21 protein-coding genes are annotated in these 20628 nt (G+C 40.3%); 8 read left to right on the forward strand and 13 right to left on the reverse strand.

Annotated features, from left to right (window positions below):
* The first annotated feature begins 22 nt into the window (after positions 1 to 22).
* The 3 genes from BPOF4_RS15645 to BPOF4_RS15655 are packed head-to-tail and all read left to right on the forward strand — an operon-like array spanning position 23 to position 2604.
* On the forward strand, positions 23 to 1018 hold the full coding sequence (locus BPOF4_RS15645; protein ID WP_012960173.1) for an ABC transporter substrate-binding protein: 996 nt from the start codon (positions 23 to 25) through the stop codon (positions 1016 to 1018).
* 13 nt (positions 1019 to 1031) lie between these two features.
* Positions 1032 to 1808, forward strand: a complete 777-nt coding sequence (locus BPOF4_RS15650; protein ID WP_012960174.1) for an ABC transporter ATP-binding protein — start codon at positions 1032 to 1034, stop codon at positions 1806 to 1808.
* On the forward strand, positions 1789 to 2604 hold the full coding sequence (locus BPOF4_RS15655; RefSeq protein ID WP_012960175.1) for an ABC transporter permease: 816 nt from the start codon (positions 1789 to 1791) through the stop codon (positions 2602 to 2604). Before BPOF4_RS15650 ends, BPOF4_RS15655 begins: the two co-directional genes overlap by 20 nt.
* Before the next feature lie 15 nt (positions 2605 to 2619).
* On the opposite strand, the gene ytkD is transcribed toward BPOF4_RS15655, so the two are convergent.
* The 12 genes from ytkD to BPOF4_RS15705 all read right to left on the reverse strand — a co-directional run bounded on the left by ytkD (position 2620) and on the right by BPOF4_RS15705 (position 13919).
* Entirely contained in the window at positions 2620 to 3099 is a 480-nt protein-coding gene (gene ytkD, locus BPOF4_RS15660) for an RNA deprotection pyrophosphohydrolase (RefSeq protein WP_012960176.1), read from the reverse strand.
* A gap of 71 nt (positions 3100 to 3170) precedes the next feature.
* Positions 3171 to 4379: a bacillibactin exporter BcbE gene (locus BPOF4_RS15665; protein WP_012960177.1), complete on the reverse strand. Its 1209-nt coding sequence runs from the start codon at positions 4377 to 4379 to the stop codon at positions 3171 to 3173.
* Between the two features lie 141 nt (positions 4380 to 4520).
* Positions 4521 to 5012: a YwpF-like family protein gene (locus tag BPOF4_RS15670; RefSeq protein ID WP_012960178.1), complete on the reverse strand. Its 492-nt coding sequence runs from the start codon at positions 5010 to 5012 to the stop codon at positions 4521 to 4523.
* Between the two features lie 578 nt (positions 5013 to 5590).
* Positions 5591 to 6946, reverse strand: coding sequence for an adenosylmethionine--8-amino-7-oxononanoate transaminase (bioA, locus tag BPOF4_RS15675; protein ID WP_012960179.1), 1356 nt, complete (start codon positions 6944 to 6946; stop codon positions 5591 to 5593).
* Positions 6915 to 7637, reverse strand: a complete 723-nt coding sequence (gene bioD / locus BPOF4_RS15680; protein WP_012960180.1) for a dethiobiotin synthase — start codon at positions 7635 to 7637, stop codon at positions 6915 to 6917. Before bioD ends, bioA begins: the two co-directional genes overlap by 32 nt.
* 174 nt (positions 7638 to 7811) lie before the next feature.
* The gene (locus tag BPOF4_RS22490; protein ID WP_012960181.1) at positions 7812 to 7958 is read right to left on the reverse strand and encodes a hypothetical protein; all 147 of its coding nucleotides are present in this window, start codon (positions 7956 to 7958) and stop codon (positions 7812 to 7814) included.
* A 160-nt stretch (positions 7959 to 8118) separates the two neighbouring features.
* Positions 8119 to 8280, reverse strand: a complete 162-nt coding sequence (sda, locus tag BPOF4_RS21700; RefSeq protein ID WP_012960182.1) for a sporulation histidine kinase inhibitor Sda — start codon at positions 8278 to 8280, stop codon at positions 8119 to 8121.
* A 60-nt stretch (positions 8281 to 8340) separates the two neighbouring features.
* Positions 8341 to 9516 carry a MalY/PatB family protein gene (locus BPOF4_RS15685; protein WP_012960183.1) on the reverse strand — a complete coding sequence of 392 codons (1176 nt, stop codon included), beginning with the start codon at positions 9514 to 9516 and terminating at the stop codon, positions 8341 to 8343.
* A 120-nt stretch (positions 9517 to 9636) separates the two neighbouring features.
* On the reverse strand, positions 9637 to 10593 hold the full coding sequence (locus BPOF4_RS15690) for a 2-hydroxyacid dehydrogenase (RefSeq protein WP_012960184.1): 957 nt from the start codon (positions 10591 to 10593) through the stop codon (positions 9637 to 9639).
* A 98-nt stretch (positions 10594 to 10691) separates the two neighbouring features.
* Positions 10692 to 11123, reverse strand: coding sequence for a DUF3888 domain-containing protein (locus BPOF4_RS15695; RefSeq protein WP_012960185.1), 432 nt, complete (start codon positions 11121 to 11123; stop codon positions 10692 to 10694).
* A gap of 105 nt (positions 11124 to 11228) precedes the next feature.
* Positions 11229 to 13556, reverse strand: coding sequence for a pullulanase (locus tag BPOF4_RS15700; RefSeq protein ID WP_012960186.1), 2328 nt, complete (start codon positions 13554 to 13556; stop codon positions 11229 to 11231).
* 183 nt (positions 13557 to 13739) lie between these two features.
* Positions 13740 to 13919, reverse strand: a complete 180-nt coding sequence (locus tag BPOF4_RS15705; protein ID WP_012960187.1) for a CsbD family protein — start codon at positions 13917 to 13919, stop codon at positions 13740 to 13742.
* Positions 13920 to 14053: 134 nt separating this feature from the next.
* On the opposite strand from BPOF4_RS15705, the gene abc-f reads away from it, so the two are divergent.
* From abc-f to BPOF4_RS15730, 5 genes are all read left to right on the forward strand, one after another.
* Positions 14054 to 15607, forward strand: a complete 1554-nt coding sequence (gene abc-f / locus BPOF4_RS15710; RefSeq protein WP_012960188.1) for a ribosomal protection-like ABC-F family protein — start codon at positions 14054 to 14056, stop codon at positions 15605 to 15607.
* A 595-nt stretch (positions 15608 to 16202) separates the two neighbouring features.
* On the forward strand, positions 16203 to 16649 hold the full coding sequence (locus tag BPOF4_RS15715) for a DUF4385 domain-containing protein (RefSeq protein WP_012960189.1): 447 nt from the start codon (positions 16203 to 16205) through the stop codon (positions 16647 to 16649).
* 167 nt (positions 16650 to 16816) lie between these two features.
* On the forward strand, positions 16817 to 17470 hold the full coding sequence (locus BPOF4_RS15720; protein ID WP_012960190.1) for a deoxynucleoside kinase: 654 nt from the start codon (positions 16817 to 16819) through the stop codon (positions 17468 to 17470).
* Entirely contained in the window at positions 17427 to 18125 is a 699-nt protein-coding gene (locus BPOF4_RS15725; RefSeq protein ID WP_201783214.1) for a deoxynucleoside kinase, read from the forward strand. Before BPOF4_RS15720 ends, BPOF4_RS15725 begins: the two co-directional genes overlap by 44 nt.
* 124 nt (positions 18126 to 18249) lie before the next feature.
* On the forward strand, positions 18250 to 19104 hold the full coding sequence (locus BPOF4_RS15730; protein WP_012960192.1) for a protein-glutamine gamma-glutamyltransferase: 855 nt from the start codon (positions 18250 to 18252) through the stop codon (positions 19102 to 19104).
* A 25-nt stretch (positions 19105 to 19129) separates the two neighbouring features.
* Here the strand turns inward: BPOF4_RS15730 and BPOF4_RS15735 are convergent, their stop codons facing one another.
* The gene (locus BPOF4_RS15735; protein ID WP_012960193.1) at positions 19130 to 20611 is read right to left on the reverse strand and encodes a flavin monoamine oxidase family protein; all 1482 of its coding nucleotides are present in this window, start codon (positions 20609 to 20611) and stop codon (positions 19130 to 19132) included.
* Positions 20612 to 20628 lie beyond the last annotated feature (17 nt).

A 20628-nucleotide genomic window follows, 5' to 3' on the forward strand; every position in this document is an offset into this window, starting at 1 on the left:
CATGATGAGGAGTTGACATGCAATGAAACTGAAAAAATGGATATGGCTCCCGTTACTTATCAGTCTGATCCTTATTTCTATTAGCTGTTCATTTGGAAATAGTTCTAATGAAAAAGTAAGAGTAGCTGAAGTGACCCGGTCTATCTTTTATGCCCCTCTTTATGCCGCAATGGCACAAGGTTATTTTGAAGAAGAAGGAATTGATCTTGAGTTAACTACTGCTTGGGGCGGAGATAAAACAATGACTGCGTTATTATCTGACGGTGCTGATATTGCACTCGTTGGGGCTGAGACATCGATATATGTCTATGCACAAAATGCCTCTGATCCTGTTATTAACTTTGCCGGACTTACCCAAACAGACGGCACATTTCTTGTAGCTAGAGAACCGACTGATGAGTTTCATTGGGATGATTTAAAAGGCAGTACGTTCCTCGGTCAACGTAAAGGCGGCATGCCGCAAATGGTAGGCGAGCATGTATTAAGACAGCATGGAATTGACCCTAGGAAAGACTTAAACTTGCTGCAGCATATCGATTTTGGAAACATCCCGAGTGCTTTTGCTTCTGGTACAGGTGATTATGTTCAATTATTCGAGCCTCAAGCAACGTTGTTTGAAAATGAAGGATTAGGCCATATTGTTGCCTCATTTGGTGAAGAGTCTGGAGAGGTTCCATACACGGTCTTTATGACAAAAGAAAGTACCCTTACGAATAACAACGAAATGATTGAACGCTTTACCCGTGCACTATACAAAGGACAACAATGGGTAAGTGAACAACCTCCTGAAATCATCGCTGCGACCATTGTAACCTTTTTTGAAGATACGCCGGTTGATGTCGTCACTCAAGTAGTAGAGCGCTATAAGGAACAAGGGTCTTATGCAACGGATCCTTTCTTATCATCAGGTGCTTGGGACAATTTACAAACGATCATGGATGCATCAGGGGAGCTGCCATTGTATGTTGAATACGAAGAGCTGGTAAACACCCAAATTGCAGAATCGATCGTAGAGTAAGGTGGTTAGACCGATGGGAAATTTACGTGTAGATGATGTCTCACTCACTTATTTATCCAAGAGTGATGCCACTAAAGCTCTTGTCGACATTCACTTTTCAGTTGAGAATGGAGAATTCATCTCCATTCTCGGCCCAAGCGGCTGCGGGAAAACCACTCTCTTATCCCTTGTAGCAGGAATCCTTAAGCCCACTTCAGGAACCGTAACACTAGACGGGATTCCTACCTCAAGTAAGCAGGCGAATATCGGCTACATGCTTCAACAAGATTATTTGTTTCCTTGGCTGTCAATTGAGTCCAATATTAAGCTTGGTCAAAAAATTTTAAGAATGGATACGCCGCAGTCTAAGGATTCAGCTCTCTCGTTATTAGAGAAAGTGGGGCTTCTTGATAAGCTGACACACTACCCCTCCCAGCTCTCAGGAGGAATGAGACAGCGCGTGGCACTTGTGAGAATGATGGCTACAAATCCTTCTCTTCTGCTTTTAGATGAACCATTCTCTGCTCTTGATTATCAAACAAAATTAAAGCTGGAAGATTTAGTAGCCACGATTTTAAAAGAAGAACAAAAGACAGCGATTCTTGTCACCCATGATATCGGTGAAGCCATTGCGATGTCTGACCGTGTGATTTTATTATCTGCCAGACCAGGCCGGATCGCTAAAATCTTTGACATTCCAAAGGAAATCAGAGGCGTTCTTCCATTTGAAGCAAGACAGCTTTCTTCCTATACAGAGCTTTTTAATGAAATATGGAAGGAGCTGGAGAGTCTTGAAACAAACAAAGGATGATTTAAGTCAAGCTGATTTGCACCAAACGTATCTGCGCTCCTTAAAGAAGGAAAAACGAAATGTACTATTTGTTCAATTAATCATCCTGATGTCATTTATCGGCATATGGGAAATTTCTGCGAGAAATGGCTGGATCGACCAACTATTGTTCAGCATGCCCTCTCGAATTTTCAACCTTTTAGTCACCCGAATAACGGATGGAACTCTGATCACACATACCTCAGTCACTTTATTTGAAACGGTGCTTGGATTTATTATAGGAACACTAGCCGGAACGATCTTAGCAGCTGTCTTATGGTGGTCCCCTTTTACTTCTAAGGTGCTTGACCCTTATTTAGTCATTTTAAATTCAATGCCCAAAGTGGCGCTTGGGCCCATTTTAATTGTGGGGCTTGGACCAGGCTTCACTTCAATTATCGCCATGGGGGCGTTAATTTCTGTTATTATTACCACGATGGTCGTCTACACAGCATTTAAAGAAGTGGATGCTAATTATATTAAAGTGATGCAAACATTCCAGGCTTCTAAGAGGCAGACCTTCCAATCAGTCATATTGCCTGCTTGTGTTCCAACAATTATCTCAACCTTAAAGGTCAATGTAGGACTTAGCTGGGTGGGAGTCATTGTTGGTGAATTTTTAGTCTCAAAGCAAGGACTTGGCTATCTTATCATTTACGGCTTCCAAGTGTTTAATTTCACACTTGTCCTAATGAGCTTGTTTGTTATCGCTATACTTGCAACCATTATGTATAAAGCAGTTGAATGGCTTGAGACAAAGCTTGTCAAACATTTCTAGCCCAAAAAGAGCAGCTCATTTCAGGAGCTGCTCTTTTCTTAAATAGTCTAAGCAATAGGTTAACACGTCATCTTTCATTACAAAACTAAAGCGTGAATCCTCTCTGATTGTATCAGGCAGAGCGTCAAGGCAAACTGGCCCATTTGTCTCATAGTAACAATCTTTTTCTTGCAAAGTTGATATCACTGCAAAGTAAATATTCTTATGAATACGCTCTTCCTCTGCGGCTACTTCATATTGCCCAAGCCATGTTATCGAATGAATCAGAGCACCAGTCTCTTCAAGTACTTCTCTATGCGCAGCTTCTAATGGGGTTTCCCCGTACTCAACCTTGCCGCCAGGAAACTCCAGACCTCTCTTTTGATGTGTCGTTAGAAGCCACTGATAACGATATTTACAGATGACCCACACATGTTTAGGGTCATTTGAGAACGGTTCTTCCCCCTTTAACACTAGACGAACCGTATTCCCATTTTGATCAGTAAATTGCCGCATTCAGGCGTCCCCATCCTTCCCCATCTATCTACTTAGAAGTATACGTTGTTTCATACAACAATCCAACCGATTTACCATGTTGGATCGCTGCCTTTATCAGGTCGTATAAAGCAAATGGCAATGATAATGGCTGCCGCTCCAACGCCTGCTTGGATTAGAAAGAGAAGAGAATGGGTCGTATTCATTAATATTGCAAAAACAGGGGGACCTGCTGCTACACCAACAAAGCGCATACTTGAATATAAAGAAGTAACAGACCCTCTTTGTTCCATCTGTATTCCTTCGGTTACCAATGCATCCAGACTAGGCAGAGCAATTCCAATTCCAATCCCGCTGCTGAGTAAGGCCGTTAGTAAAAAGTAGATGTCATCTGAAAAGGACAGTGCAAGCATTGAAATAGTTAATAAACTTACCCCAGTTAATGTCATTCGTTTCATCAGCCATTTTTCTTGCCCGATGATTTTCCCCGCAGATAAAGAAGCTATGCAAAGGGCTGCGAGCGGGATCGCTAGAATAATCCCTTTTTTCACTCCTTCAATTTGATATTGCTCCTCTAACATGGTAGATAAATAAAACAGAACACCAAATAAAATAAACATACAAATCGCACCAATCAGAAATACAGCGTATAACCAAGCCCCTTCCCTTTTAAAGATGACTTTTAATGACAGGAAAAATTCTTTTCCAGCTAAAGGGTCCTTTTGCATCGGTGGAGATTTCACTAGAAAAATGATAAGAGCAATAGAAATGACACAGAAGACGGGAAAGGCTAAAAAAGGCAAGTACCAAAGGAGCGAAGCCAAAAAAGCACCGACGATTGGGCTAAGCACTTTTCCAAATGTATTAGACGTCTCAATCACTCCAAGTCCATTGCTGACTTCCTGCTCATCTGTAAATAAATCACCTACAAGCGGCAGTACGATTGGAGAAGCACCAGCTGCGCCAACCCCTTGCAGCAGTCTGCCAAACATAATCACCCAATACGAGGACTCCATCTGCCACGCCGCAAAGCCGGCTAGTAAACCTCCTAGTGCTGCAATGATTAGACTTGGGATAATGACACGCTTTCTACCGATTTGGTCGGAGATATACCCCGCTATTGGTATACATATAATGGCCACCACCGAATAAACGGTTATTAACAAGCTTGCTTGAAACGAACTTATGGATAATTCACGTTCAATAATAGGCAACACAGGAATAAGCATCGAATTCCCTAATGTCATGACAAGGGGAATTGATGCGATCGATAACAAGTCCCATTTTTTCTTATCTTTCATTTCGATTTTTCCTCTCCTTGTCACCATCATCCAAACGCGTTAAACATTCGGTACTCTTAGTATGGAGAGTTTCTTTTTAACTATGCAGAACCAAAAAAAGGCTGATCAAACTACAAATGTTTGACCAGCCTTTGATTGCTCTTATTTCAGTTGATAGTTGCCGCTCTCTTTTAATGATGCATACACTTCAGCTAACGTATTTTCTGAGTGAGCTGCTAAGTTTTCTTTACGGCTTTTGAATTCCTGGACTAACTGCTCACCACTAAGTCCCTCTTCGACCAGGTCCTCAATCACATCTTCAATCACTTCGTCCTTTTGCAGAACTAACTTGGCTTCTAATAACACACTGATTCCATCCGATAAGTCTGTGATCGTAACAACATTTGTGACCATTGTTGCAGGGTGATTGTTTTTAGACGTAATAATAGCATCTACTAGCAAATGGCCGCTTTCTTGTTTGATTTCCTCGAAATAACCTTTAAATGATTCCTCCATGACAGCATCAATATGCCAAGTATGTTCCTCGTTTTCCATGTTTATAATTAATCCATCTTTTAATGGGACCGCACGCTGCTTAATCGAACCCTCGCTGCCTTCTAATATACATAGTGAGTAAAGCTTAAACGTTTTCACAAAATCCCCTCCTGTTTCGTGTGTAAGGAAAATATGTACAGTGCTTTTTATTTATTTAAGTATAACACAACTAAAAAAAAGGCTGGGTTAGAACGTATCAAAGGAGAGTTGCCGCTCCTGTAATATAATTCTCTTTCCATGGGGAGCTAGTAATTTATGGAGAAATGAAGGGCAAAAATACATCTGGTCTTCTCATATTATTTAAATAAAATCACTAAAACATGGGTTATAGCATAGTCACCGCTCCTGAAATATGCTTCGCTTTCCGCGGTGAGCTGCTGAGCTTCCTCGGGCTTTGGCCCTGTGGGATCTCAGCCCTGCTCTAGGCACCGCAGGAGTCTCCGCAGATTTCATCCGCTAGGTAATTTACTCTTAGTAATATATGAGTTAGATGAAGTCTCACTCAGTTCAAGTGAACAAACCAAGCCTTCGTTTGCTTAAATCACTGATCAGTTACTTATAATGGGAGCACTATACAACATCCTTCCTACGTTGATTGGAGCGGAGATCAACAACTACAAAGGACTTTTTTTGCCCTGCTCTTCGTTCGCATACTGCGGCAGGCATAGATCTTTTTATTAAGTTTGCAGCACCTTACTCGTTGTTTCTTTTATCGCTTGTTCCATAATGGAAATCATCGCATCGAGGTCCTCGTAGCTGCTTGCATAAGGAGGCATAAATACAATGGTATCGCCTAGTGGACGTGATAACATGCCGAGCTTCCTCATTTCAAGAGTTGTCTGATAACCAATGCGTTCAACCCATGGAAAAGGCTGCTTCGTCTCTTTATCAAGTACAAGTTCAATCCCCACCATTAAGCCAAGCTGTCTAATATCTCCCACATGCGGCAAGGCTTTTAATGCCTCCAGCTTTTCTTTGACAAATGCCGTTTTCCTCTCAACATCTTCCATTACGTTTTCTTTCTCAAAAATATCTAAGTTTGCAAGAGCAGCAGCACACCCCAGTTGATTTCCTGTATAGGAATGCCCGTGAAAGAACGTTTTCAGCTCAGCATAATCTGCATAAAAGGCTTTATAAATTTCTTCGGTTGTTAACGTGGCTGCAATAGGCAGGTAGCCTCCTGTAATTCCTTTAGCTACCATCATAATGTCCGGCTCCACTTCTTCATGCTCCACCGCAAACATTTTACCTGTGCGCCCAAATCCTGTTGCCACTTCATCGACAATTAATAAGACGTCGTGTTTCTTGCAAAGGTTCTTTACCCCTTTTAAATACCCATTAGGCATCACATGCATTCCGCCTGCACCTTGGACCATACCTTCCATTATAACAGCGGCAATCTCCTTGCCTTTTTCACTTAACATCGTCTCAAGTTCAGCCAGCGCTTGATCCCTAACGTCAACCGGGTCCGGCAGCTCATTGCGATAAACCGTCGGAAACGGCACTTTATAGCTGTCAAACATTAACGGCTTGTATGTAGTATGAAAAATGTCTACTGCCCCAACGCTAATTGCCCCAACTGTGTCACCATGGTAGCCATTGGTCACTGTCACAAATTTCGTTTTATCTTGATATCCTTTATTTCTCCAATATTGAAAGGCAATCTTCAACCCTATTTCAACAGCTTCTGCCCCGCTGTCTGAGTAAAATACTCTCTTTAATGGAGCAGGAGTTAGATCAATCAATCGTTCAGCGAGTTCAATAGCTGGTCTATTCGCTGCTCCTAAAAGCGTTGTATGAGCGACTTTTCCTAGCTGCTCTTTAATCGCATCATCTAGTTCTTTCTTTTTATGGCCGTGGACATTTAACCACAGGGATGAATATCCATCATAATAACTTTTGCCCTCTGTATCATATAATCTGACCCCTTCTCCATGTTCAATAACTAACGGGTCTTCTTCATAATCTTTCATTTGAGTAAAAGGCAGCCAAAGCAAGTCCTTACTTTTTTGAATAAGCATATCTTTTTCCATTTTTATGCACCTCACAAGCTTGTAGTAATCTTTCATTTAAAACGGAATCGGCCATTTGTTGCAGCTCTTCTATTAGCGCGGTTGGCTCAAAGACTGGCAGCTTTACAATAATTGATGTGTCATTCATTTCTTCAAGCATTCGTTTATTGTCTTCTTCGATCGGATCAAACTTATTGCCGCATTCATTCAAGATGATTCCATTAACTTTAATTCCTTTGCTTCTCGCATAATAAATGGTCAAGGCCGTATGATTTAAGACTCCTACTTTTGATTTAGCTACCACGAGCACTGGAAAGCCTATTTGCTGAATAAGCGTGGTCATCGTCGTACCATCAGATGATAACGGGACAACCAGTCCTCCCGCCCCTTCAACAACGACTAGATCATACTCTTTTTCTAACTGTCTTATTTGAATAATTATCTGTTCAATACCAATTGCTGAATTTTCGAGTTCAGCTGCTAAATGAGGTGAACAAGGCACCTTATATGTATATGTAGTCTGTGCTGCCGCAGCATGTCCTGCCACTTGTTTATAGAACTCCATGTCCGCTTGGTCGGTTTCGATTCCCGTCTGTACAGGTTTGTAAGCCACTGCATTAATGCCAGCTTGTCTCAATGCACGTACTACATAAGCACATGCTACTGTTTTTCCTACGTCTGTATCATTTCCCGTAATAAATATTCCTGCCAATCTGATCCCCTCCTCGCAGCTTACTTTTCTAAAAATTAACATTGTTATAACTGCTTTTCAATAGAATCGAGCAAATTTGTTAACTTTTTTTATATCTAGGTTAACAATAATGATAAAAAGAAACTTTCTGCCAAAAGGCAGAAAGTCATATGTGTAGGGTATCGTCACCATTAATTATGAGGTTTTTATTTGCTGATAAACGGATTCAAATTGCTTATCTTTCACCCAGTTCAAGAGTTCTACCTCTTTTTCAGTCAATTCTCTACCAAGCTTACATTTACATTCTACTAAGAGCTCTTCATACCATTCTTCAAGTGCCATGTGTAAATGTCTCCTTTTCGAAAAACTCCAATAAAAGGTGAAGGCTTGACCTAATATTGTGTAACATAACCCTAGTCTATTCATCTAGATTCCATATTATGTTCTACATATAATTCATTCTATCTGAATATTGCAAATCCTGCACTAATTAATTTGAAATTCAACTTATTTTCGTTGTTTTTTTCGAAGGAGGAGACACAAATTGCTCAAGTTCCCTGGTCTGTAATTCTTGGTAAAGAAGCTCTAAAAATTCAAGATCTAACTCTAGCTCTATTGCTTTTAAATAAGCATCAATAAGAATATCATTACGAATCTGTTCCATTTTACCTTAGCAACCTCTCTTCATTCTATTATAAGCAACCGGACTGGTTGTCTTCCATTCTTAGAATCCTTTTTTATCATATGCTTGCTTCATTTGCTTAAGTGCTTTTGCTAAGGTGTCTTTTGAACAAGCTAAGTTCATTCTTTCAAAATGCTCGCCTTCTGGACCAAAGATCGGACCGTGATTAAAAGCTACTTTCGCTTCGTGCAGCAGCCATTCATTTCGCTCTTTCTCAGGCATACCAAGCTCCTCAAAATCAATCCATAGAAGATATGTGCCTTCTGGCTTAATTGGTTTGATTTTTGGCATATGTTCTTTAAAGTACTGTTCCACAAATTCATAGTTTTGCTGGATATAATCCATCAACTCGCTTAGCCATTCTTCTCCGTGACGATATGCTGCCTCTGTCGCTGCTTGTGAGAAAATATTTATCGAGCTGAATGTTGATTGGATAAATTGTTTAAGCTTTAGTCTCTTATTTGGATCAATCACAACAGCATATGATGCCTGGATTCCGGCCAGGTTAAACGTTTTGCTAGGCGCAAGGCACGTCAATGTCCGCATTGCCATATCTTCATTGATAGAAGCGATCGGAATATGCTTTTGACCATCAAAAAGGAGGTCAGCATGAATTTCATCAGATATAACTAGCAAATCATGCTTCTTGCAGATTTGAGCTACTTTTTCAAGTTCCTCTTGCTTCCACACGCGGCCTACAGGGTTGTGAGGATGAGACAGCAGCAGCACTTTTGTCTTTTCAGTAATCAATGATTCTAAATGGTCATAGTCCATCTCATATTGATCTTCTACTCGCTTAAGCGAGTTCTTCAAAATAATACGCCCATTTTTCTCAATAACATCGTAAAAAGGATAGTAAACAGGCGTTTGAATAATAACTTCGTCACCCGGTTCTGTAAAAGCTTGAATCATATGACTGATTGTCGGGACAATCCCTGATGTGTAAATAAAGGATTCAGGATTAACTTCCCAGCTATATCGGTTTAGTAACCAAGTGCATATAGCTTCGTCTGCTTTTACAGAAGGAGCTGGGTACCCAAAAATACCGTGTTCTACTTTATCTTTTAATGCATCTATAACTGGGCGCGGTGCTTTAATATCCATATCAGCTACCCATAAAGGAATAACGTCCTTCGCTCCAAAACGAGCTTCCGTCATATCCCATTTCATAGAGTCTGTCCCTCTTCTATCTTCAATAAATTCTAGCTTTGTACTCAAAACAACCTTCTCCTTCCATTGCAAAAAAGTATCTTATCGACACCACTAACTAGTATTCAATATAAACATACTTATTTCCTTTTCATTCTACAAAAAGAATTTAGACAACATACATTATTTTCAGTTTACTTCGTGTGTAAGGTCCCTGCCTTCTAATCCTTGGATAATATGGTCTCTTGCCATTTGAGCCATTTTCATTCTTGTTTCAAGCGCAGCACTCCCAATGTGAGGCATTGCGGTAACATTAGGTAACTTAAGCAGCGGATGATCTGCAGAGATCGGCTCCTGATCAAATACATCTAAGCCAGCGGCATAAATTTCATTTGTTTTTAAAGCCTCATATAAAGCCTCTTCATCTACGTTTGTACCACGGGACGTATTAATAAACACAGCGGATTTTTTCATCTTAGCAAATTGTTCATGTCCCATCATTTTTTTCGTCTCAGGAGTAGAAGGGGCTAATAAGACTACATAGTCTGATCGCTCCAAAAGCTCATCAAAAGTAACATAGGAAGCATGTAATGTCTCTTCTGCTTCTCGTTTTCTTGATCGATTATGATAGAGAATTTTCATCGAGAATCCTTGAGCTCTCTTTGCTACTGCTTCACCTATACGCCCCATACCGATAATGCCAATTGTCTTATGCGAAACTTCTTGACCGGTCAAATAAAAAGGCGCCCAGCTTTTCCATTCGTCTCTTCTAATTACATCTGCTGCTTCTATAAGCCTTCTTCCACTCGCTAAAATTAAAGCAAATGTCAGATCAGCCGTTGCATCTGTTAAAACGTTAGGCGTATGCCCGACTTTAATTCCTCGCTCTATAGCCCCTGCTACGTCTATATTGTCATATCCAACCGCCATTGTACTCACTACTTTTAGCTTTGGCGACTGTTCATATAATTCATTATTAATGTCATCTGTTAAATTCACTAGTAATGCATCAGCATCCTTACTTTCTTTTAATAAAAGGTCACGAGGCATTACTTTATCTTCATATTCCCACATCACTACCTCATATTTGTCTCTTAACGGGTTGATGATCGAATCTGGAAACTTTCTTGTTACGACAACCTTCATCCAAATCCACTCCTTTCTCTCTCTACTTTATAAGATTCGACTAAATGTTCCTTATTCCTCCACTAACGTATCACAGTATTCATTACAGGTAAAAGCTTCTACTCCTCTTTCTTAAATTGTGCCCACTTTGGAGGCAGCTCGAACGTTTCAATATGTTCAAAAGATATAACTTTTGTTTCCCCTGCTGTCACGAGCAATGTAACTCGATCCCTCCCGACCCTTATATGAGGGCCAATTACCGGTACAACATCAAGAACTACTTTAAAACGGAAGGAACGAAATCCATCCATTCTTTCAATATGTAAGACGGACATTTCGTAAGGATATACAACGGGTACCTCCTTAAGACTTTTTGCATAATACTTCTTAACGGCGTCACTAACTGGATCTGTCAATTGAAGCATCATGATATCTTGAACCTGAAGCTCTAAACTGTCCACATTTAGATTAAGTTCTTTAGAATAAACGTGATTTTGTATTGGTAAAAACAAGAGAAGAAAGCATATATAAACCATCCCTAATCTTTTCATCAGAGCTCCCCCTTTTTCAATGTATCTACTTAGCCTCTCTCAGTTTCCACTAATCATTCTTAAACGAAAAAAACAGCCCACTTAATTTTGGGCTGCTCCTTCTTATCAACTGTCTTCTTTTTTTATAACAACGACTGTCAAAGGATCGATCGTTATGCTTTTAGCGGTTAATGTAAAGCCAGTTGGGTTCTCAATCTTATCAGTGCCTGCATTAGCGGCATCTGCTATGACAATCCCTTGGGTGATGTCTTCAGATAACGTCAGCATTCGCTCATGCAAACTGGCATTGACAAATACATAATAGCTGCCCGTTCCGTCAGTAGCTGCATTTCTGTAGGCTAAGATTAAGTCAAATTCTTGAATTTCAGGCGCTTCTATCAGGTGTACATGCTGATCTATGAGCTCCTTTGTTCCTAGCCTGAACGCATTCGTAGACCGTCTCAAATGAATTAATCCCGATGTAAATTTTCTTGTTGCTGTATGAACAGGAAACTGGTTTGCATCCGCAGCCTTTGACCAGTCAAACATATTTATTCGATCAGAAGAGTTGTATGAATCATGAATAAAATGAGGATATCTAAACGGTTCCCCTTGCTCATTTACCATAAACGTTGATTTATAAGGCGCGTGCCCTGTGTTCGCTAAAAACTGCTTTGTCCTGCCATACTCTTGGCCGGCATGGATAAAAGCTGTTCCCTGACTTAACAACACGAGCGCATTTCCTATTCTGATTCGTTTATGAATTTCTTCTTGATGGTACTCTGGATCTTTCATGATCGACTGAGCAATGACATCGTGAAGGGTTAAATTATCATGTGCCTCAATATAAGGCACGACATCACCAGGTGAAGTAGCGATGAAATTATGTGGCTGGGCTTTAATATTATCAAATATTTGACGTATGTTTCTTGCGCCATTCGTTAAAAATCTTGGCTGTCCTTCACTTCCATAGCCAGACTTTAATTCATTTCTAAATTCATCAGAAAACACACCCACACTGTCGGTATATTGCATCCAATCTTGATCAGCTGCACGGACAGGCAATCCCTCATCGCCTACAAATGTCCTCCAGCCTTCTCCTATCATTAAGATCTTGGGATTGAGAGCTTTAGCCTGATTATATGCTAGTTGGATTGTTTCACTATCATGGTCTCCCATCATATCAAAACGAAAGCCGTCTATTTTAAATTCTTCCACCCAATAGGTAATTGAATCTAACAAAAGCTTTCGTGCCATAAAATGTGTGGTACCTAACCGTCCTCCGCCAAAGCTCGTTCTTGCAGTCCCATCTATGTCCATAAAATGATAATAATGAGGAACTAAGGTTTCTAGGATTTCAACGAGAGCTGTATGGTTATAGACAACATCTAATATGACGCCCATTCCTTTAAGGTGGACCGCCTCTATTAAAAGCTTCAATTCTTCAATTCGACGCCTAGCGATTTCAGGTTGATCTGAGTACATGCCTGATGGCGAGAAGTACCCATGCGGATCATAGCCCCAATTATAATTATTTCCCTCAGATGAAAAATCCAGTTCGCGTGTTTTATTATCATTTTCATTCACTTTATAACAGCTCATGATGGGCAAAAGCTGAATATGAGTGACCCCGAGTGTTTTAATATAATCAAGTTTATCAATGAAAGCAGTGTATGTCCCAAAAGGCGACTCTAAATCATTTTCAATCATTGGATCAGAAGTGAAGTCTCTTACATGTACCTCATAAATGACTGCATCTTCTCTTTTTTCATATTGTTCGATCGCTGCAAAATCCAGCTCTGGACCTATGGTTGAAGGATTAATAATGGCCGCTTTCCCCACTAAATAACCTCCTCTGAAATCCCATGCTGCCATTGATTTTGCATATGGGTCAAGCCCTAGTTTCTTCTGACCATTCACTTCAATAACATAGTGATAATAATAGCCTTCTAAGTTACTTACGCCCGTATTTTCATGGGTAAGTGTCACCTTCCATACACCTTGATCTTCTTTGGTCATGATGATTTCATCAGCTATGATATTGAACTGATCTTCTTTATCATAAACAATTACACTAACAGAGTCGGCTAATGGAGACCATAGCTTTAAAGTGGCATTTCCATTTTCATGCAAAGCGGCTCCTAATTGTCCCTCATATTTAAAATAGGTATCCATTAACGTCCAATGAAGACGGAGCTGTATGGCTTGTTCTTTATATGTCACTGTAAATGGTATGTGTTCTATTGAAAATACACCGCTTAGTTCAATTAGATCGTCTTCAATTTTTCTTACTTCATCTATTGGAATATCCTCGCCGGTATGGCTTTTAATATGGATATTTTCTTTGAGATCATTATCACTTAATTGATCGATACCAATCCCTTTTACATGAATAGTCGTCTCTCCTGCTACTACTCCTGAATGCAGATAAAATCCTATTGGTGGTGTATTCATCAATGATCACCAACTCTCCCCAATTAAAATGTGCTTATTACCAACATATGCACTGATAATGAACATGTGTACTTGAGATAAGAATGCCTTATTAAAATCAAATGAGAACAAAAAAGCATATAAGAAACGAACCCTTATATGCTACTCATTTTATGTTGAAATATGCGGTTTTATAAGGTGAACTTATAGATCTTTAACTTTCCCGATCTCTTTTTGAACATTCCCCTTTGTTTTTTCTTTCTTGCCTTCTCGCTGCATTTTGTTATTGTTTGTTGCATTTCCCACTTGATCCTTCACTTCACCTTTTGTTTTGTTCACTCCGCCTTTAACCTTATCTGAAAGTCCATCATTATTGTTTGCCATCGTTTTATTCCTCCTTTGTTTGTTAAAGATATATAACCTCATTTAGGGAAGAATAAACATCACTTTATAGGAATGAATATGGTAAGATGGCTACAGTAGTATTGGAGACTGTTTAAAAGGAAAGGTGTTAGTCCATGAGTATATTAACCGTTAAAAACTTAAGCCACGGTTTTGGTGACCGTGCTATTTTTCATGACGTTTCCTTCCGCTTATTAAAAGGCGAGCATATCGGCTTAATTGGCGCAAACGGCGAAGGTAAGTCTACATTTATGAACATTATTACAGGTAAGTTAATGCCTGATGAAGGAAAAGTAGAATGGTCAAAAAAAGTTCGTGTCGGTTACCTAGATCAGCATACCGTACTTGAGCGAGGCATGACAATGCGTGATGTTCTTAAGAGTGCATTCAAATATTTATTTGACCTAGAAGCTGAAATGAATGCGATGTATGACAAAATGGGGGATGTAACTCCAGAAGAGTTAGAAAAGCTTTTAGAAGATGTCGGTGTGATTCAAGATACTCTCACAAACAACGATTTCTATGTTATTGATGCCAAAGTAGAAGAAATTGCTCGCGGCCTTGGTCTTGATGATGTTGGTCTTGAGAAGGATGTTGAAGATCTAAGCGGCGGTCAGCGTACTAAAGTTCTTCTTGCTAAGCTGTTGCTTGAAAAGCCAGATATCCTCTTGCTTGATGAGCCGACGAACTATTTAGATGAACAACATATCGAGTGGTTAAAGCGTTACCTGCAGGAATATGAAAATGCCTTTATTTTGATTTCACATGATATTCCTTTCTTAAACAGTGTAATTAATTTAATTTATCATATGGAAAATCAAGAGTTGAATCGTTATGTCGGCGATTATGATCATTTCCTTGAAGTTCATGAAATGAAAAAGCAGCAATTAGAGGCCGCTTATAAGCGCCAGCAGCAAGAGATCTCACAGCTTAAAGATTTCGTAGCAAGAAACAAAGCACGTGTATCTACACGAAATATGGCTATGTCTCGTCAAAAGAAGCTAGATAAAATGGATGTAATTGAATTAGCTAAGGAGAAGCCAAAGCCTGAATTCAATTTTAAAGAAGCACGCACAACAAGCAAGCTTATTTTTGAAACAAAAGACCTTGTGATTGGGTATGATGAGCCGTTATCTCGTCCTCTTGACTTACGTATGGAACGCGGTCAAAAAATTGCTTTAGTTGGGGCAAACGGTATTGGTAAGACGACCCTGCTTAAGAGCCTGTTAGGTATTAATAAGCCTCTCTCTGGATCAGTTGAACGCGGAGATTATCAAGAAATCGGCTATTTTGAACAAGAAGCAAAAGACTCCTCTAACACGTGTATTGAAGAGATATGGCAGGAGTTCCCTTCACTTGGACAAGCAGAAGTCCGTGCAGCTCTTGCTAAATGCGGCCTGACGACAAAGCATATTGAAAGTAAAATGATTGTATTAAGCGGTGGAGAAAAAGCAAAGGTCCGCCTTTGTAAATTGATTAATCGTGAATCAAATATCCTTATTCTCGATGAGCCGACAAACCACTTAGATGTAGAAGCTAAAGCTGAACTCAAACGTGCCTTAAAGGCATACAAAGGCAGTATTCTTCTGATCTCGCACGAACCAGAATTTTATGAAGACCTCGTAACAGACGTGTGGAACTGCGAAAGTTGGACGACGAAATTAGTATAAATAAGAATTCGTGACAAAAGTCATTTATAGATGAGAAACAGCGCGCATCTGTTCTGCAGATACGCGCTGTTTCTTTTTTTGAAGGATAACCTTTCAATAAGCAGTGACTTAGCCGAACTTTCTCAAAAAGAAATACATCCCTATCATAGTTGTTGATCTTCGCTGCAGGCACTCGCTTTCCACGGGCGGCACCAGTTGCCTCCTCGTCGCTTTGCTCCTGTGAGGTCTCCCTGGTCACGCACATCCCGCTCCAATTAACAGAGGAAGGATGTTGTGAAGGTGCTCCCTCATTATAAACAGCTTCTAACCCTAAAATACGGTGCGGCAGATGAAAGCAATAATCATTAGAACTGGGCTCACTTCCTACATCATTCCACTACATTTCTAAATTAAGCGATAACTTAGCGGATGAACTATGCGCAGACTCCGATGGGGATTAGAGCAGGAGTGAGATCCCGCAGGGCATAAGCCCGAGGAAGCTCACTAGCTCCCCACGGAAAGCGGAGTATAGTTCAGCGGCGGCTGCCTTACACCATTCAAGCTTCTTGTTTCATTCATTCGTACCGGGGAATGATGGCATTAGAGGAGTGATCATATGAGCTTTGATTATGAGCAAGACTTTGACAACATCAATTTCCGTGAAAACCCTGAAAAGTATCGAGTCGGACGCGGGGAGCAAGGCGTTCTTCTCGTGGAACCTTATAAAAGTGAAATTCTTCCTCATTGGCGTTTTAAAACACAAGAAATTGCACGCGAATCATCTGAGAAAATCTACCAACTCTTCCAATCCTACAAAGAAAATGACGATTTCATCGGCATGGATATGGCTCGTAAATTCATTCAAATGGGTTATACGAGAGCCAGACGCTATGCAAATTATAAAGGCGGGAAAAAGTACGATGAAGACGGTCATGTGAACAAGCGGCAGATAGATGAGGAAAAAGCAGAGTCGGCACGAATCTTTGAAGAAAAATGGAAAATCATTCGAACAGATAAAAAGTATCTTGAGAAAAAGAAGGATCACCAGAAAAATTTCGGGTGATTCTTTTTTAATTCCTCCCTATGCGAACACTTCTATTAATTAAACGTTTGTTTAATCCCCAAAGTGCGTCAAACATGTGGTACAATAACGCTTGTCTGAAAAAAATAAGCTGCCTGACTCTCAAAAAATATACAGCGAACCTTACTAAAAAGGAGGCATGTCCACCTATGAGCCATACACCTTTTATTGCCGTTGAAGGACCGATTGGAGTGGGAAAAACCTCTCTGGCTAAAGCGATATCGCTTCATTATCAATATCATTTACTAAAAGAAATTGTCCACGAGAACCCATTTCTAAGCAAGTTTTATGAAAACATAGAGGAATGGAGTTTTCAAACAGAGATGTTTTTTCTCTGCAATCGCTATAAACAGCTTGAAGATATCCAGCGGAAATTTCTAGCCTCCAATGTTCCTGTCGTTGCGGACTACCATATTTATAAAAATATTATTTTTGCCCAGCGCACATTAAGAAGCGACCAATATGAAAAGTACACCGCAATCTATGATATTATGACCCAAGATATGCCTAAGCCGAACTTTATTATCTACCTTGATGCAAGCCTGCCGACATTGTTAAAACGAATAGAGATGCGCGGCCGTGAAATGGAACTGAAAATGGATCCTGCATACTTGCGTCAGCTTAGAGAAGATTACGAAACGGCCATGGCTAAATGGGCCGTCGAATACCCTGATATACCAATAATCCGCATCAATGGAGATGAGCTGGATTTTGTTCAACATGAACAAGATTTGCAAAAAATCTTCACCCTGATTGATGATGCTAGAAAAGAAGGAGCTTTTTGCCTTGAATCTACGAGATAAATACAATATCCCAAAAGATGCTATTATCACAATTGCCGGTACAGTTGGCGTTGGGAAATCCACGATGACCAAGTCCATTGCAAAAGCGCTTGGTTTTCAAACCTCTTTTGAAAATGTAGACCATAATCCATATTTAGATAAATTTTACGCAGACTTTGAGCGTTGGAGCTTTCATTTGCAGATCTATTTTTTAGCCGAACGCTTTAAAGAACAAAAGCGTATGTTTGAACAAGGCGGCGGATTTGTACAAGACCGTTCGATTTATGAAGATACAGGTATATTTGCGAAAATGCATGCAGATAAAGGAACGATGAACCCTGTAGATTACGAAACGTATACAAGCTTGTTTGATGCGATGGTTATGACCCCATTCTTCCCTCACCCACATGTTCTCATTTATCTTGAAGGAAGTCTTGATGATATTATTGACCGCATTCAAAAACGAGGACGTGAAATGGAGCAGCAAACACCAGTCTCTTACTGGGAAGAAATGCATAAGCGTTATGAAACATGGATTGACTCGTTTACTTCCTGTCCTGTCCTGCGCCTAAATATATCTGATTACGACCTGCTTCGTAACGAGAATGATATTGAGCCGATTATTGCTAAAATCGGAGACGTTATTGAAAGCAATCAGACAGCTGCTCAGCTGTAACATACATCCCTCCTTAGTTCTCTAAGGGGGATTTTTTATTTCTATCCAACATAGCTCGTCAACTCATAATTACCCTCAAAGCTGAATATGATAGGGCAACATGTCATAACTAGCGAGGTATAGAATGATTGAAATATCAGGAGTCCCTTTTCACTCAAGCACAAGCTGGCCTGCCGGGAGTTTAGAGCGAAGTATTGTGGATCAGATGATGAATTCTTCTGCTACTTTTTCCTATCGTTCAATGAATGAACAGCAATTTGAAGTGGAATTACGGAGAAGCATCATACGAAGTTCTCGAATGCTTAATCAAAGTAATGCCGCTTTTGAAGTATTTGAGACCTCTCGCAGCAATCCAATGTATTGGTATACAACAAGATACGGAGGTTTTCAATTAAGACCTGGAGCCAGACCTTCTGTTGCGATTGATGATATTTACCGTAATAGTCATATGTATGGGTTTGAATGTGCGACAGCCATGGTGATTGTTTATTACCACGCGGTCTTGAATGTCATCGGTCCAGCTAAATTTGATCAATTATTTCCTGACCTTTACTTGTACAGCTGGAATTTTGACCCTGATCTTGCCCTGCAAACCGGATTTTCTGCTCAGTTTGTCCCAGGGGATGTTGTGTATTTTAACAACCCTCAATATCATCCCCAAACCCCGGAATGGCGAGGAGTTAATGCGGTTTTACTTGAAGACGGAACCTATTATGGCCATGGCATGGGGATTATGAGAGCCGACCAGATGATTGCGAGTTTAAATGAATCCAGAGCGCCTTGGGCCACGCAGCCTGCCTATTTAACAAATATGGTGACAAGACCTGGATTCGCTTATTTAGCAAGTGTGGCTCAAATGCGCTCACAACGACCAGAAAAAGTAAAGTATCCTGTTATTGAACATAATGAATGTTCCATCTCCTTTGACCGATACGTCTATTACCTCAACAACACCCACCTTAACGGGCCAACCCCATAAGGTGGGTGCTTCTTTTTCAAGGACATCATTCAGTCAGTTGATGGACCTCCAAGGCTGCTCTTATGCCTGACTCAACTGCACCCTCAATCCAGGCATGCATGAAAGAAGTATGCTCTCCTGCAAAATGAATCCGTTGTTCCTGCATTGTTATGATCTCTGGATATGTCGTGGCTTGATAAGGTCCATATAAGGAGAAACACCCGCCTGAAAAACGATTTTGTCCCCAATTATATGAGGTTCCTGCTAGAAAGGTTTGTTCTGCTTTTTCGCCATGGATCCTTGTAATAAAAGTCAACGCATATTCCACTCGCTCCTCATCAGACATCGCCTCCCATAACCTGGCATTCTCACCCCAGCTGTAGCTTCCTAATAAGACCCCAGGACCTGGCTTACCGATCCCTTGGTTTGGATAATACATAAACTGAGTCGGCAAATCCGTAATCAGCTTCCCCCCTAGCATCCCATCTTCCTCCCAAAATCTCTCACTAAATTCTAGGCCGACTTTCACAGAGGAGACATAAGGCAGCGTCCGTATCGCTTTCCACTTTTCATATCTAATGGAATGGTAGGGCTCCACTTCAATAAACTGGAATACAGAAAAAGGAATCGTTGAAATGACATAATCTGCTTGAAAACTATGAATAGATTGAGGCCCTTCTGTATTTACTTCTACTCCTTTATCATGCTGGATTATTTTTTTCACTACATGATTTAAATAAATATCCTCTTCTAAATCAGGATAAAAGGAATAAGGAAGCCGGTCATTTCCCCCTTCGATCTCATAAAACGACACATCTTCCATAAAGATTGTATTTACAATGTTTAAGAGGGTATCTAAAAAGGATAAGGAAGGAAATCCTTCGATCCCCAAAAGGGTCTGTATCTTATGGATAGCTTGAGTTGATAACGTTCTTCCGATTGGATTATTCCGAAAAAAAGTAGTCATTGAATACTGATCAAAATTTCGTCTTAGCAGCTCTCTTTGCTGCTCGTTTGACTTTCTGTAAAGGTCAACAAAGCTAGTTACAGCTTCTTGTAATAATTGTTCGGCTGTCTTACCTTTTTCATTTTCTAAAAGCGGGAACTTCAAAATGGCGGGATCTTCTTCGTATTGATATCTTCTAACCAATTGTCCATTAACATATAAAAGATCATTCGGTGTGCTTGTGATAAAAGGGTTTATAGATAGGCTCCATTTGTTGATCCAGGAAAGTGTTAAGACATGATGACTCGGGATACGCATTGCACCCGCTTCAAAATAGTTCCCTTCAGAGAACGGTTCTCGGATCGTATGAACTCTTCCACCAATTCGGTCATTTCCCTCAATAATCGTCACTTTGTGGCCTGCCTGCTTTAAGAGATAAGCAGTTACAAGCCCAGCCATTCCAGCTCCCAAAATTAATATATCTTTTTGAGGTGCTCCGATATCGGGCAGCCCCTCTTCAATTATTTTAAGATATTCCTCCGATTTTTCGGTATAAGAAGGTAACGGATCTATTCTTCGCATTTCCCAAGCCTCCTTGA

Origin of the sequence: Alkalihalophilus pseudofirmus OF4 (assembly GCF_000005825.2) — a bacterium.
Classification (GTDB): Bacteria; Bacillota; Bacilli; order Bacillales; family Bacillaceae_D; genus Alkalihalophilus; species Alkalihalophilus pseudofirmus.